The following is a 14,511-nucleotide window of genomic DNA, read 5'->3' as shown; positions in this document are numbered from 1 at the left end:
CGTATTTATGATCCAGATAGTGACAACAAAACTAAAATAGATCATGTTGAAGAAAGGTACCGTAGGGCATAGTTCAACCTATATTGGTAATAGGGAACGCTTTGGGAGATAACGGCCTCTGCTAATGATGGGCAACTTGCCGATCGTAAGTTGTGTCGATGAGCAAAGAATCACTTGTTTGTGAGAATCCCCGCACCTTTAGGTCGGGGAGTATGTCAATAGGCGTTGTTCACTCCCATATACCATTACGCGACCAGGACTACTAAACCTAAACCCTAACACCTATAACCTTCTTCAAACCAACTTGCGATCAACAACTGAAATTGTTTATTTCTAAGCTTTAAATACAATTGCAGGATCGATACGAGTTACTTTTTGAATGGCAAAGAAAGCTGACCCGACACACATAAAAACAGTTATACCTAGCACTCCAAGTGCAGACAAAGGTGTAATCAAAATAATAATTCCTTTGCTTGCCACCCAAGTACTCAATCCTAAACATACCAACATTCCAGGGAGATAACCTAAAACTGCCATCCAAATTGCCTGCTCCACAATTACTGCATACAATTCTTGATCAGATGCACCCATGGCCTTGAGAGTACCAAATTCCTTCAGGTGGTCAGACACAGATGAATACAAAATTTGGGCGACCACTACTATGCCCACAATTACACCTACTACTGCACCCATTCCCAAAACTAAACCAATATTTGTTCGTGCCAACCAAAAAAATCTGGTTTTCTCAGATAGTTCATTTTTAGTGTAAGCATTGGTAGCTGGCATCGCCTCTTCTATTTTTTGTTTTAATACTTGTAAATCTTCACCTGGTTTAGCTTTGACTAATATATAAGCGATCGGATCTGCTACTTCTAAATTTTTTGGTGCTGGTGTTTCTTCCAACTTTTGAGTGGGGTCTTTTTTTTCTACTACTTTTGTACATTGAAGATTTCCTGCTCCTACAACTTTGCAGTTAACTTCGGCGTTAATACCTGCACTAATATATGTGTTAGCGTTTTCTAGGGATGTAAATAATAAGGTACTTGATACAATTGACTGAGTACCTTTGGTAACTGCGACTAATTTTGCTGGTAGGGAACCTGCGATCGCCATTGTTCCTACTCCTTCTGCAAGCATGCTAGATAGCCTACTTTGGTCGGCCATCACAGAGAATGGCTGTTTCAGGTCCCTGACGTTACCCTCAATGACTTTTCCTGGGTTAAACAGTTGTCCATCTGGGTTAAATCCCACCACCATTAATGGACTCATTTCTCCATTCTGAGGCCGCCATCTGACTGATCCTAAAATCAAAGCTTCTGCTCGTTGGACACCTTCTATAGTTTTGGCTTGATTCAATTGACCGTAAAGTAAGGGGTCTGTCAGCTCGAAGTTGACCATTTCATTAGAGGCGATCCAAATATCTGCGTTGGATTTATCTATTAGTAGGGTTGTGGAACGAGCAAACCCATTTAATATGCCTGTTTGAATTGTCACTAAGCTGACTGCAAATAATATCCCTGCTTGGGCTACTATAAACCGAGGAATATCTTCTAATAAATTTTTGCGAGCTATAGAAGCCATCTTGTTTTAGTCAAAAGTACTAATAGATAGGTTTACCAACAATATATAGCAGGCAACAGGCAACAGGCAACAGGCAACAGTGAGAAAAGTATTTCTCTGTCTTACAGTTCATCATCAATCTATGTCCTAACTAACTCGTCCTTTGCTATAACAATATCAATCTGCTCTGCTCTGAAGTTTTATACAAAACTCACAACTAAATACGGTAAAAGTATTTCGATCCACCTTCGGTTGAGAGAAGTAGTAAGTAGAAAATCAAAGATCAAATCTTTCTCTTTGGTCGTTGGATTTAATATCTCATTGTTTATTCCTTGTTTCCTTCTGCCTTTGTTTCTTGCTTTTTAATTTCTCTTTGTTTTGCTAATTCTTCTTGATGTAGCTCTCTATCTTTAATGGTTAGTAATTCTGGTATGGTCACAAATTCATAACCTTGTTTTTTCAAGCCAGCAATAATATTGGGTAGAGCTTCAACAACGTGACCTCTTGGGCCACCACCATCATGTAGTAAGACAATTCCACCATTGCTAGCTTTATTCAAAACTTTTTTAGTAATTTCTTTAGCTGACCTGTAATACCAGTCTACGGAATCAGCAGACCATAAGACTACGGTGTGTTTCCGTTCTTTGGCGTAGTCGGCTAAACCATTCACTAGGACACCACCAGGTGGACGAAATAGATTGGTTGTCCTGCCTGTGATTTTGTATATCAGGTCTGCTGTACGTCCAATTTCACTTTTGATCAGGTCTGGACTCATTTTACTCTTTTTAGAAGGGTGGTTCCATGTGTGGTTAGCAATAACGTGACCTTCTTCTACAATTTTTTTGCCTATTTCTTGACGTACGTTTAAATGTTGGCCGACTACGAAAAAAGTTGCCCGAATATTATGCTTTTTGAGAATATCTAATATTTGTTCTGTAGTTTTGTTCCACGGACCGTCGTCAAAGGTTAAGGAAATAACTTTCTGTTTGCTATTGAGAGTAATATTTTTAACTGTTTGACTTTGGAATCTTTTAGGGACACTAAAGTTAAAGGTTTTTAATTCTAATTCCCTCAGTTTTTGTTTAGTATTATTAATTTTTTTGGCAACAACAGAACTAATTTTAATTATTTCTAATGGAGTTTCTTTGCTATTTACCGATTGATTGATTGTCTTTGTACTTGTTGCTGTTTTTACTGTATTTGTATTTGTTGCTGTTTTTACTGTAGTTGCTTTTGTATTTGTTTGTTGATTTGTCCATATTTCCATGGGCAATAACATTCCGATTAAGAAACTTCCACTAGCAGCTATCACTGTTGCTAAAGATTTCCCTTGTCTGGATAGTGAACCTAAGTTTGTCATATTTCTCCTACACACCTTTGTGATTTTCTGAAATTATTCAGTAATTTTGTCAAGAATTTTGTCAAGTTAAAAAACATGAATTTTTAGGCGGTTTAACTATTATTGTTATTCTGGAATAATAGCTATTATTAAAAATACTTTTATTGAGAAAATAAAATACTTGATTCTCCTCCTAAGTTTCATCTAAATAATCTTAATCTACTAAGTATTTTCCGGATTAAATGAACTATAGTTGTGGATTTTTTTGTCTGTAAATATCTACAATTTTTTGAGTAACTTCCGCTATGCTTAAACCATCGGTGCTAATTTCTATAGCATCTGGAGCTTTTCGTAAGGGAGAAATTTTCCGGTTAGCATCTTTTTGGTCTCGTTGAATAATATCTTTTTTTACCTGTTCTAAACTGATATTAGTTTGACCTTTTTGTTGTAACTCTAGCAGTCGTCGTCGCGATCGCTCTTCCACAGAAGCTGTTAAAAAAATCTTTAGTTCAGCATTGGGAAATACATGAGTACCAATATCTCGTCCTTCTGCTACTATTCCTCCTTTTGTTCCAAATTTTTGTTGTTGTTCTACCATAAAATACCTGACAGTTGCCTGAGCTGCAATAGCTGAAACATGATTTGTAACTTCTCTGCTCCGAATTGCTTCTGTAACATCCTGGCCATTAATAATGACATGGTTGTTTTCAGGGCCATTAAAACTAATCTGACATTGACTGACTAACTCTGCTATTTGGGGTTCATCTTCTACTGGGATGCCAGCTTGTAATACCATCCATGTTACGGCTCGATACATTGCCCCTGTGTCCAAGTACAAAAGTCCTAATTTTTGTGCGACTAATTTGGTTACTGTTGATTTGCCAGCTCCAGCAGGACCGTCAATGGCAATTATTGGTTTGCGGTTTCTCAAGAGAATATTATCTATTAAACGGCAAGAACCAATATGAGCAGCGATCGCTAATAAACCTATATCCTGAATATTTTCTAAAGGTTGTAAACTTTCTGGATTGACTATTTCTACATACTCTAGTTTTATAAATGGTAAAGTTGCCAATTGTTCCTGCACAGCATTTTTAATTTTTTCTACAATATTTGCTGCATTTAGATTTTCTAAAAATACTTTTCTACCATGACAAAGAGAACTATATAATATGGAAGCTTGCTGTTTTTGTTCGATAGTTAAATATTGATTGCGAGAGCTAATAGCTAATCCTGAAGATTCACGAACTATTGGACAAGAAATAATATTAACGGACAAACTGAGGTCTTTTACCAACCTTTGAATAATTGCTAATTGTTGAGCATCTTTTTGCCCAAAATAAGCATTATTGGGCTGAACTAAACTCAATAATTTAGTTACAATAGTCGCAATTCCTTGAAAAAAAGCAGGTCTAGAAAGACTACACATAATTGATGTCATGCTAGATGGAGGAACAACTGTAGTTGTAGAATTTTGAGCATTAGTAGACAGCTCATTTTCCATACCCATCGTTTTAGGAGTGGGAGCAAAAATAATATCTACTCCTTCTTCTTCACATATTTTTTTATCTGCTTCTAACTGCCGAGGATATTTTTGGAAATCTTCAGTAGGAGAAAACTGTAAAGGATTAATAAAAATACTTACAACAGTAATTTGATTCTCTTCTTTAGCACGTTTAATTAAGCTTAAATGTCCTTTGTGTAAAGCTCCCATTGTTGGTACTAAACCAACAGTATATGGAGATTTGTTTAGATCGTTTTTCAATAAATTCAAGTAACATTGCAAAGCAGCAATAGTAGTAAATAGACGCATTTTTTATAAAATAGATGATAATTGGTAATGGGAACAGAAAGATTATTGTTTAGAAGATAACAGAAGAAGACTATTATGATTTAGCAGTAAAAACATTACAGCACTTTTGCCGATCTCTGAACCACATCGTCACAACAAAAATTGTGTGGGAATGAATGGCAATTTCCCCCTAAAGTAGTCTATAGAAATTAAAATCGCTGTAAAATCATATCTAATATTGATGAAGCTGAATATAACTAGAGGTTCTAAAAGCATTGCCCTACTTAAGTTTATTTTGTACAAATTCACATGAACTTGCCTCCCATTATCTATTACTAATTACCCAAGTAGTCAAGGAAAATTAATTGTATATTTGATTGTCACCTTAGAGGCTGTCTGTCAACAAATGTTCAAACACATAAGTGTATTTTATTCCCTGTTCGCTATTCCCTATTCCCTACTGACAAATGTTATAGCAGTTGAAGCAAAAGGCACGGACAATTCAAAAGTTTAAAACTCAGACAATGTAAGATTCTTCCTTTTTCCTTCTTCCTTCTTCCTTCTGCTATAAATTAATTTTGTACAAATACTTACAGTAATATAAAAAAAGGAGGAAAAGTCTATCTTTTCCCCCAAACTATTTATATAGACACTCTCACGAAACTATTAGAGTAACCACTCCTGTAATGAAAAATTCGTTAATCAGACTAAATAAATGCCAAAATTAAGACCCACGAGAATCAATAACTTCAACTTTTACAGGAGCAACTCCACTCTGAATCATACCTAAAATACGAGCAGCCGCAGCAGATAAATCAATAACTCTGCCTCGAATAAATGGGCCACGATCGTTAATCCTGACAACGACTGAACTACCATTATTGAGATTAGTCACTCGTACCTTTGTTCCAAAAGGCAGAGTTTTATGGGCTGCTGTCATAGCATATTGATTGTAACGCTCGCCACTGGCACTTAAGTTACCATGAAATCCAGGGCCGTACCAAGAAGCCCAACCTTGATCTTGGAAAGTAATAGGCCTAACAGCTATTTTTTGTGGTTCTGGCTGTGGTTTTGGTTTTGGTTGACCCGCTATTTCTTTTAAAGGAGGGGCATTATTAACTTGTCGTCTGAGACGGTTAGTTGCTTGTAGGGTATCTGTGGCTAAATCGTTAGTAGTATCTGGCAGAATAGTTTGCTTATCTATTTCTACTAATTTTTGGTCATTAACCAGAATCATGTAGCTTTCAGTATCTGTGTCCCACTTAGCTGTAATATCCAGATTAGGGTTTTCCTGCATAAGCTGATTTAGTTGGGAGGCAACTATTGATGCTCGCCACACAGGATCTTTTTGTTGGTTTGAATTAGAAGATTGAATAGTAGCTACTTTCACCGAAGAGTCTGAGTTAGACTCTGGACTATTATTTGCCTTCTTATCCTGAGAGTCAAGAAAAGTAAGAACTGGAATATTACGAACATAGAGAGTTGCAGCTTGACGACCAGTTAATTCATGGGCCATAATTTCAGTGACAGTCTCCTTCCCTTGTCTTGTGTTTAACTGGTATTCTCCAACTTTGAACACATTTGCCTGTCTATTGGCAACAGTTTTCTGTAAGTTATCATTTATTTCTAAGCTTCTATCTGTTGGTTCGTTCTTTTGATAAATTTTGTCTTCTTGAAGAGTATCAGCATAAGAGTAATCTACACCTACACTAGAAAATATCAAGAAAGTAGTCAGAAAAGTCCAAATTTTGTACTTCATAAACCTATTTTTTTTAAGCTATTTTTTTTAAGAAGCACCCATTGAGTTGAACTTATCTGGGCATAGTCCAGCTAAGACTATTCCGGATAACCCAAACTCTTAGAAAAAATCTACTCAAAACGAGTAATTGTATCCATCTCGTCTGTGAATGGGTTGGATATGATTTCGAGATACAGACAAGATTTTATCCCCATGTCGGATGTCAAAATTACCTTTACTTCTGACAGTTTTAATCCTGACTCCCTTTAATCCAATGTTTTTGCCTTTGACGACATTGATCATATCTCCAGTTTTCCAACCTGGTACAGGTTTTTTAGCCTGATAACCCTTGCGGGGAAAACCATATTTGTCCATCTGTACCATCTGCCTGCAACCATGTCCCATTGCTGTTACCATTAGGGGTTGATTCGTCAGCATTGCCATGCCAGGTTTGCATGGTGTTAATGGTTTTTTACTCGCGTCAAGCACGAATACATAATTAGTTGAGTTGGACATTTTTGCGTCCCTCCTACAAAAAGTGTAAAGTTGGCCTCGCCTGGTTATTTTGGCTTGTTAAGTTCGACACACTGGTTTTTCAAATCTCTTTACCTGTTTAATGCCAAACAATAGAGGTCAGAACTGGCCACGCATTCTGACGTATTGTGACCAAAATAACGTTTACTTATTGCTAAGTAGGCTGGACTAACCATTTAAGCGATTTGAGCGCTTTGATTAGATTTGTGGTTAGTCTTCGATGTTTAAGTATTATTAAGAGACTGCAATAGAGTATCACAAACTTTTAAGATTGGGAATCAAATTAGAAAAAAAATTTGGTTAATTTTATAGATACAAGACTGATGGTAAACTTCTAAAGGCTAGACATCCTGACAAAGCTAGTGTCGCTACGCGGAAGTTAAAAATCAAAATTCAAAATTCAAAAGCATTGATTGGTAAGGCTTTTAAGATTTTGTAACTGGTCAGTTATTTCCGCCGTCCTGCACTAGGGATTGATGAAATTGCCTTTGCAAGATTGAGAATCTGCAAAAATGGGTTTCTTAATTTCTTGTTGTCTAGCGCACAATCAAAGTTTTGGCCTAAGACATGATGGATTATAAACAAGCTGGTGTTGATGTTGAAGCGGGTCGTGAATTTGTAGATAATATCCGCAATATGGTTATTAGTACCCACCGACCAGAAGTTTTAGGAGCATTAGGTGGGTTTAGTGGATTATTTGCTTTGCCAAGTGGTTACAAAGAACCTGTTTTGGTTTCTGGTACTGATGGTGTGGGCACAAAATTAAAACTGGCAAATACTCTTAATTGTCATCATACTGTTGGTATTGATTTGGTTGCTATGTGTGTTAATGATGTGTTGACATCGGGGGCGGAACCTCTATTTTTTTTGGATTATTTAGCAACAGGAAAATTGAATCATCAACAGTTAACTGAAGTGGTTTCTGGTATTGCTGAAGGATGTCGTTTAGCAGGGTGTGCTTTAATTGGAGGAGAGACTGCTGAAATGCCTGGTTTTTATCCACCTGGTGAGTATGACTTAGCTGGTTTTTGTGTGGGAATTGTGGAAAAAAGTTTAATTTTGGACGGGTCTCAGGTAAAAGTAGGGGATGTGGCGATCGGGTTGGAAAGTAGTGGTGTTCATAGTAATGGTTTTAGTTTAGTTAGAAAGATTATTGACGAGTACAATATTTCTCTACAAGATTGTCCAGATTTTTTGAATCAGAAAAGTTTAGGAGAGGCGCTATTAACCCCAACAAAAATTTATGTTAAGCCAATTTTAGCAGGGCAAAAAGCGGGTTTAGATATTCATGGTATGGCTCATATTACTGGTGGTGGTTTACCAGAAAATTTACCTCGTTGTTTGCCAGAAGGAATGTCTATTGATGTTGATAGAAATAGTTGGCAAATTCCTCCTATCTTTAGGTGGATTTCTGAAGTTGGAAATGTTGAAGAGGAGGCGATGTTTAATACTTTTAATATGGGGATTGGTTTTGTGGTTTTGGTGTCACAAAATCAGGTAGAAATAACGATTAATTGGTTTGCTTCTCAGGGGATAAAGGCTTATTATTTGGGTGAAGTTAATTAGTTTTTGATAATGGATTGAGCAAAAATTAGGGATAATTTTTTTGATGAGGGAGTAGGCTATCGCTAAAGTAATTTATTCAATTATCAATCTTTGTTATTGTCGTCACATTTATAATTTTAAATCACCTAAATCAACGAAAGATATCTAAGTTGTTTATGCAAAAAAGATAAAATTAAGTAAGGAATTACAATTATGTTGACATAATATAAATTGACACAAAGAGTTGATTTTGTGATTGAATGATGAAGATAAGCATAATTAAAATCAGACTTGAATATTGCGACCGCAATATTTAATCTTAGTAGGCTAAAATTACGATGGTTTATGATGATTTATTTGAATAAAACACACATTCCGCACGTCAACTTGTAACATTAACAGTAGTATATCAATCTGTAGCTTGGTTAAGTATTTATACTATGCAAATCATCTCAATTACTTTTTTAGTCGATCAAATTCCGAGTAAATAATTAAGTATAAATACTTGCTTGATCGTGTACTTGATCGTGACACCTATGATTTTCTTCAGAATTGCTGTCTCCTACCTCCTGACTCCTTCTTCAGTTGCTACATTTTGTGGTGCGGAATGTGGGATAAAAATTTCCTTGATTTAATATCTAAGTAAATAAGTATGAAATGGCAAATTGGTGAGCGATCGCTGTTGCATACAATATCTGATATCTAGCAACTTTTCCAAAATTATTAAATAGTTTTCACGATCTAGTTAATTAAATGAATATTAATCATTCTAATAGTAATTATTAAAAATCTTATTTTAAAGGTGTAATTTTTCTATAGTCCTATCGCTGGAAAAATGTGTGTTCAATGATTTTTATAGATTTAAAACTATGAGTATTTTAAATATAAATTCTGAGTAATTTTCTAGACTTAAATCAAAAGTAAACAAAAAAAAATTAACAGTGAAATAGTAAAGTACACAATTAATAAATAATTTATTGGTCTAGTTGAAAATATGATAAAGAAGAAGTATATTCCTACCCCTATAGTTGAGAAAAAAAAGCGTAAAAAAGTAAAGGTGGTAGAGAATCTGGAGACCCGTCGCTTATCAACTCTCTATGTTATTTGGAGATTCCTAGTTTATTTTGCAAGAATACAATATCGCAAGTTTACTGGTAAGGCAGATGTGCAAAAAACAGCCACTCAATTACGAGAAATTTTTGAAGAGTTTGGTGGTTTTTGGGTAAAAGCAGGTCAGATACTCGCGCTACGAACAGACCTTTTTCCCCAGGAAGTATGTGACGAATTACGAAGTCTACAATATGAAGCTCTTGGGTTTCCTTTTGAAATAGCACGCTCAACTATTGAATCAGAATTAGGTGCTCCTATAGAAAAAATATTTGAGAGTTTTGATGAAGAACCTTTCGCAGCAGCCTCTATTGCTCAAATTCATAGAGCAGTTTTGCTGAAAAAGAAAAACAAAAAGAAAATTTCTGTAGTTGTTAAAGTTCAACGTCCTGGTTTAGCAGATGCTTTCAAGCGAGATTTAGATGTAATTAAGATTTTTGTTAATTTGTTGGTATCTTTAAATTTTGCTACTTATTTCCGTTGGAATGATTTTGTAGCAGAACTCGACAAGACTTTTAAGGAAGAGTTGGATTTTCGCTATGAAGCTGCTAACGGTCGTCGCATGAAAAAGAACCTCAAATTCCATAAAATATATGTCCCAACAGTATATCAGAAATATTGTAAACGCAGAGTTTTGGTGATGGAATTTATAGACGGTGTTTTGATGTCCGACTATATTAAGACATTACTGAGCGATCGCGCCAGAGTGAAGCAGTGGGATGACGAAAACGATGTAGACTCCAAAGAAGTTGGTGAAAAGCTGTTCCTATCTTTATTACGACAAATCTTTGAAGATAATCTTTATCATGGAGACTTACACCCAGGTAATATAATTTTATTACGCAAAAGCAAGTTTGTATTAATTGATATGGGAAGTACGGGAACTCTGGACGCAGAATTCAGAAGAATTTATTTTAATTATATAAATGCTCTCTCAGAGGGAGATTTTCCTAAAGCTTCTGATTATTATATCCAGTTGGGTGTAGATGTTCCAAAAGCTAACATTCCTAGAGTCAGGGTGGATATGGCTCGTGGATTTGATTCTTGGTCAGCTAAATCTGAACTCAAGGGGTTATCATATCGGGAAAAGTCCTTGGGGGGAGCTACTCAAGAAGTTAATCAAGTAATCTTTGAAAACGAAATACCAACTAATTGGACACTTCTAAAAATTAGTAGGTCTTTCTTCGCATTAGATGGCTCACTGCAATATCTCTTGCCAGAATTAAATACTTTTAAGATTATCAAAAAGTACAATAAGGAAGCCGATCGCCGTGCTTTGATTAATAGTCTGCGTCCTGAGAATATTAGGGCATCGTTGAAGCAGTTATCGGATACTGTTAGTCAGTATAACGATCTGATTCTGCCTCAACTCCGACAGCAAACTATACCTTTTGAGTTAACAGTTAACAGGTCTGCTACGACGTTGGCAGTGATTTTGCGTAGTTTGTCATCTGTACTGCTAATAGGTGGGTTTGGCACATTGTATGTCTTCCTCTATCAGCAATATTTTGAGATCATTCAACCTATTAATGTTGAAGTTGTTGATGAAGTTGTGAGACAGTTGCCATACATACCATATTTGGAGTGGGTAGGGATATTGATTGTTGGGGGATTAACTTTCAGGGTTTTATTAGCTTGTGTAAATATCCTGGAGCGTAAGGAGTTTGGTAATTAGAAAAGTTTATTAATTTTATTAATTAGATAACAATAAAATATTGATTTAAGTGGGAATGAGTATGTTATGGTTTTACTGTCATGGGTAAATAATCCAAGACATTAAGCAGCATTTAACTTAATGACGAAGAAGTATAATTTTATGAAGAAGCTAGCAACTGTATTTGTTGTGCTCATTACAATCCTGTCGATGGTAGTGATGCCAGCGGCTCAGGCTTGTAGTCGTTTAGTCTACCAAGGTAGTTCAGGACCAATTACTGCCCGCAGTATGGACTGGTTTCATGACCCCGAGGCTGAGCTCTGGTTCTTTCCGGCGGGCGAGTCGCGTACTGGTGGGGCTGGTCCAAACTCAATTACATGGACTTCACAATATGGCAGTATTATTACCTCGAGCTATGACATCGCCACTGTTGACGGCATAAATGATCAGGGTCTCGTTGCCAATCTCCTCTTTTTGGCGGAGACGGACTACGGTGATATTGGACCATGCGATCCAACCTTGTCCGTTGGAGGCTGGGGTCAATATGTCCTTGATAATTATGCAAACGTTGCAGAGGCAGTCGAAGGACTGGAACAAAAATCCTTCAAAATCGTCACAACCACCCTTAATGAGCTCGCCTCAAGCTCCTCAACCCTAAGACCTGGCTCCATACCGGGGTGGGTTCTATCATTCTCGGATGGACACGGCGGGACGATGGGAGACGCGAACTTTGCACTTCACATGGCGCTCTCGGATAGAACTGGGGATTCAGCGATCATTGAATACCTTGGTGGTGAGATGATTGTCCATCATAAAAAAACAGATGATGAGAATACTTCTGCAAAATACAATGTGCTGACCAATGACCCAACCTTCGAGGAACAGCTTGCCATCAATAGCTATTGGAATAGCCTCTACGCAAATTTGGAAGGTACAATTGGGTTATTTCTGCCAGGTACCAGCAGTCCATCAGACCGGTTTATCCGGGCTAGTTATTACTTGGATAAAATGGGTCCTCGGTTGGCAGCAGAGAAAAAGTTGGAATTGAAAGCATCGGGCATCATCCTCAATAAAGATCAGGAGCGGCGGAGTGAATTAGCAGCAGCGCTTGGCATCATCCGCAACGTCTCTGACCCTATTGGTCTAGATGGTTTCGGCATAGGTACCACGCAATGGCGGACTCTTGCAAACCAAAGTCTTCCGACGGATGAAAAAGTAAGTGATGATCCAAGTGCCACCTACTTTTTTGAATTCACCGAGAATCCGAGTGTTGTCTGGGCTGATATCAACAAGCTGGCTGAACAAGGAGTTGTGAGTAATTTTGACTCTATTAATAATCCTTTCTTGTCAGGTAATGTGTCAGAATTGTTCGTCGAGCAAGAAGATCCCTTCTCCTGGGATATCTCTTGCACTCTTAATAACTCCTGCTTGATAAGTCCTAAATAACTAAACAAGGGAACCAATAGTTTATTGGTATTCTCAATCTTTTGACTACTCCCCGGACTTAAGTCACGGGGATTCTAAGCAGATACTACGCAACAGGATAAATCCGTGTTGCTCCGTTTCTTCTTAGCTGACCAAAGATATATTCTTTGGGGACAAGTCAAAATGCCCCTACACAGTCGGCTTAAGTTTAACCCTAGCTTTCTGCTTACTTTTGTGATTATATTTGCAGCCCCATTACAGTCTGCATTAATACACCAATTATTGCCTGTTCTATACCAAACCACGCTGTCTTGATGCAGTCGCTCATGGGGGAAACCCCCAAGACCGCGCTGCATCGCTTTATTCTCTTTCCTGACGGTTTCCAATTATTGGGTTTCTCACCATAATTAGGTAGATTGTCACCATCTAAAAATGAAGCAATACTTGTATAACTTTCCTCAGTTTCTATAAATCTAATCCCATACTCTTCACATAATTGAGCTATTCTTTCCTTGAGTCTAGCTGTCGGAATTGGTACAAATTCTGAATTACTTTTCTTTCCTAATTCTATTTGATTTTTCTGACCTTTATTCCAGCCAAATACAATTGTACCAATATGATTTTTTCAACAATGATTAATCACTATCCTGGCTGCTTTATTAATTCCATCACGGATTTGGCGGTTACGCTTTTCTGTAATGGCAGCTAGTTTATTTGACCAAAATCCAGTCGGTTGATTTTCTTTAATAGTTGATACTTGTTTGTTGTACCAACGATTCATTGATTTAATCTGTTTCCCATCTACAATTAAGCTAGTATTTACATTGGATACACAGGTCAACCAATTATTTAAACCATGGTCAATTCCTAATACATTTTCTTGATTTAATTGAGGTTTAACTATTACTTCTCTTTCATAAACAAATTCCCAATAAAAACATCTGTTTCTCGGTAATATTCTCAGTTCTTTGAGAGTAGAGAATGCTAGATTACTAGGCATTGGAATTAAAAAGCTATCTACTCCAAACCAGCGTTTACAGGTATTCTAAGCGTGGTATTCTAATTTGATTATCTTTAAGTTTTAATGCTTGCTTAGGGTAACTTACTGTAGCCATTCCCCCTTTTTTTCTATAGTTAGGAATCCTTGGTCTGTGTTCGATTTTACCTTCATTATAGGCAATAATAAGACCATAATAAGACCTAAATGATTCAGCTACAGTTCTCAATGTTTGTTGTGCTGCTTGAGAATATAAAACTTTGTAATGATAGTTGTTTTTATAGACCTTTTCCAAGTCAAACTTGCCAATACCAATCCTGGCTTTAAAATATAATTGCCGACCATAGTATATGCCCATGTTAGTTAGTTTGTGAGACTGTTCGCACAAGAATGTTAAAATGGGAATTAATTCAGGATTTTTACCTACTAAAACTTGCTGACAACAGTACATTTGAAACGGGCAGACCGAACAGTTATTGTAGGTAATAATAACACAGGACAACTAAAGTTGTCTAGTCTAAGCGACTCGCTTGTTTTCATCCCCCGGTTAAAACACGGGGGCCTTCAACGTCGCTTTTCGGTAATTTGGCTGAGGGTGCGATTTTAGCACCCTCGCTTTTAGCTAACTTGTCACCACTTGAGCCAATGAACATTCTCTGGAAAAATCCTAGGAAACACGTTGCCAAGTAATGCAAAAGGTATTCCCTACAGATGATACAGTTAGTACAAGTATATCTTCTGAAATGTCAAAAGTTTGTAGAGGACAAAAAAATTCTTATGTTTAAACGACTTAGCTTCAATGTACTGACAATCACGATTG

10 protein-coding genes are annotated in these 14,511 nt (G+C 36.8%); 3 read left to right on the top strand and 7 right to left on the bottom strand.

Features of this window, described 5'->3' with window-relative positions:
• Positions 1-333 precede the first annotated feature (333 nt).
• From D5R40_RS34105 to D5R40_RS34085, 5 genes are all read right to left on the bottom strand, one after another.
• Positions 334-1,581 (bottom strand): FtsX-like permease family protein, encoded by a 1,248-nt coding sequence (locus D5R40_RS34105; RefSeq protein ID WP_124144775.1) that lies wholly within the window; start codon positions 1,579-1,581, stop codon positions 334-336.
• A gap of 304 nt (positions 1,582-1,885) precedes the next feature.
• Positions 1,886-2,920 (bottom strand): polysaccharide deacetylase family protein, encoded by a 1,035-nt coding sequence (locus tag D5R40_RS34100; RefSeq protein WP_124144776.1) that lies wholly within the window; start codon positions 2,918-2,920, stop codon positions 1,886-1,888.
• 226 nt (positions 2,921-3,146) lie between these two features.
• Complete coding sequence (locus D5R40_RS34095) at positions 3,147-4,712, bottom strand: bifunctional pantoate--beta-alanine ligase/(d)CMP kinase (protein WP_124155969.1); 1,566 nt, start codon at positions 4,710-4,712, stop codon at positions 3,147-3,149.
• Between the two features lie 703 nt (positions 4,713-5,415).
• Complete coding sequence (locus tag D5R40_RS41775) at positions 5,416-6,450, bottom strand: septal ring lytic transglycosylase RlpA family protein (RefSeq protein ID WP_124155968.1); 1,035 nt, start codon at positions 6,448-6,450, stop codon at positions 5,416-5,418.
• Positions 6,451-6,564: 114 nt separating this feature from the next.
• On the bottom strand, positions 6,565-6,945 hold the full coding sequence (locus tag D5R40_RS34085) for a hypothetical protein (protein ID WP_124155967.1): 381 nt from the start codon (positions 6,943-6,945) through the stop codon (positions 6,565-6,567).
• Between the two features lie 588 nt (positions 6,946-7,533).
• Here D5R40_RS34085 and purM point away from each other — a divergent pair.
• The 3 genes from purM (at position 7,534) to D5R40_RS34070 (ending at position 12,715) form a co-directional block, all read left to right on the top strand.
• Entirely contained in the window at positions 7,534-8,529 is a 996-nt protein-coding gene (gene purM, locus D5R40_RS34080) for a phosphoribosylformylglycinamidine cyclo-ligase (protein ID WP_124155971.1), read from the top strand.
• A 973-nt stretch (positions 8,530-9,502) separates the two neighbouring features.
• A complete protein-coding gene (locus D5R40_RS34075) occupies positions 9,503-11,290 on the top strand; it encodes an ABC1 kinase family protein (RefSeq protein WP_124155966.1) in 1,788 nt (595 codons plus the stop codon).
• Positions 11,291-11,431: 141 nt separating this feature from the next.
• A complete protein-coding gene (locus tag D5R40_RS34070; RefSeq protein ID WP_161565211.1) occupies positions 11,432-12,715 on the top strand; it encodes a linear amide C-N hydrolase in 1,284 nt (427 codons plus the stop codon).
• 604 nt (positions 12,716-13,319) lie between these two features.
• Here the strand turns inward: D5R40_RS34070 and D5R40_RS40570 are convergent.
• Complete coding sequence (locus D5R40_RS40570; protein WP_240041720.1) at positions 13,320-13,694, bottom strand: transposase; 375 nt, start codon at positions 13,692-13,694, stop codon at positions 13,320-13,322.
• Between the two features lie 34 nt (positions 13,695-13,728).
• Positions 13,729-14,142 carry a hypothetical protein gene (locus D5R40_RS40565; RefSeq protein ID WP_205127573.1) on the bottom strand — a complete coding sequence of 138 codons (414 nt, stop codon included), beginning with the start codon at positions 14,140-14,142 and terminating at the stop codon, positions 13,729-13,731.
• Between the last annotated feature and the right edge of the window lie 369 nt (positions 14,143-14,511).

It is taken from the genome of Okeania hirsuta, from assembly GCF_003838195.1.
Lineage (GTDB): Bacteria > Cyanobacteriota > Cyanobacteriia > Cyanobacteriales > Microcoleaceae > Okeania > Okeania hirsuta.
Note: the sequence above shows the minus strand (reverse complement) of the source record. Positions and strands in the feature narration are given on the sequence as shown.

Excerpts from the sequence above, each read along its gene's own strand:
- D5R40_RS34105 (WP_124144775.1), bottom strand. The coding sequence starts at position 1,581 with ATGGCTTCTATAGCTCGCAAAAATTTATTAGAAGATATTCCTCGGTTT.
- D5R40_RS34100 (WP_124144776.1), bottom strand. The coding sequence starts at position 2,920 with ATGACAAACTTAGGTTCACTATCCAGACAAGGGAAATCTTTAGCAACA.
- D5R40_RS34095 (WP_124155969.1), bottom strand. The coding sequence starts at position 4,712 with ATGCGTCTATTTACTACTATTGCTGCTTTGCAATGTTACTTGAATTTA.
- D5R40_RS41775 (WP_124155968.1), bottom strand. The coding sequence starts at position 6,450 with ATGAAGTACAAAATTTGGACTTTTCTGACTACTTTCTTGATATTTTCT.
- D5R40_RS34085 (WP_124155967.1), bottom strand. The coding sequence starts at position 6,945 with ATGTCCAACTCAACTAATTATGTATTCGTGCTTGACGCGAGTAAAAAA.
- purM (WP_124155971.1), top strand. The coding sequence starts at position 7,534 with ATGGATTATAAACAAGCTGGTGTTGATGTTGAAGCGGGTCGTGAATTT.
- D5R40_RS34075 (WP_124155966.1), top strand. The coding sequence starts at position 9,503 with ATGATAAAGAAGAAGTATATTCCTACCCCTATAGTTGAGAAAAAAAAG.
- D5R40_RS34070 (WP_161565211.1), top strand. The coding sequence starts at position 11,432 with ATGAAGAAGCTAGCAACTGTATTTGTTGTGCTCATTACAATCCTGTCG.
- D5R40_RS40570 (WP_240041720.1), bottom strand. The coding sequence starts at position 13,694 with ATGCCTAGTAATCTAGCATTCTCTACTCTCAAAGAACTGAGAATATTA.
- D5R40_RS40565 (WP_205127573.1), bottom strand. The coding sequence starts at position 14,142 with ATGTACTGTTGTCAGCAAGTTTTAGTAGGTAAAAATCCTGAATTAATT.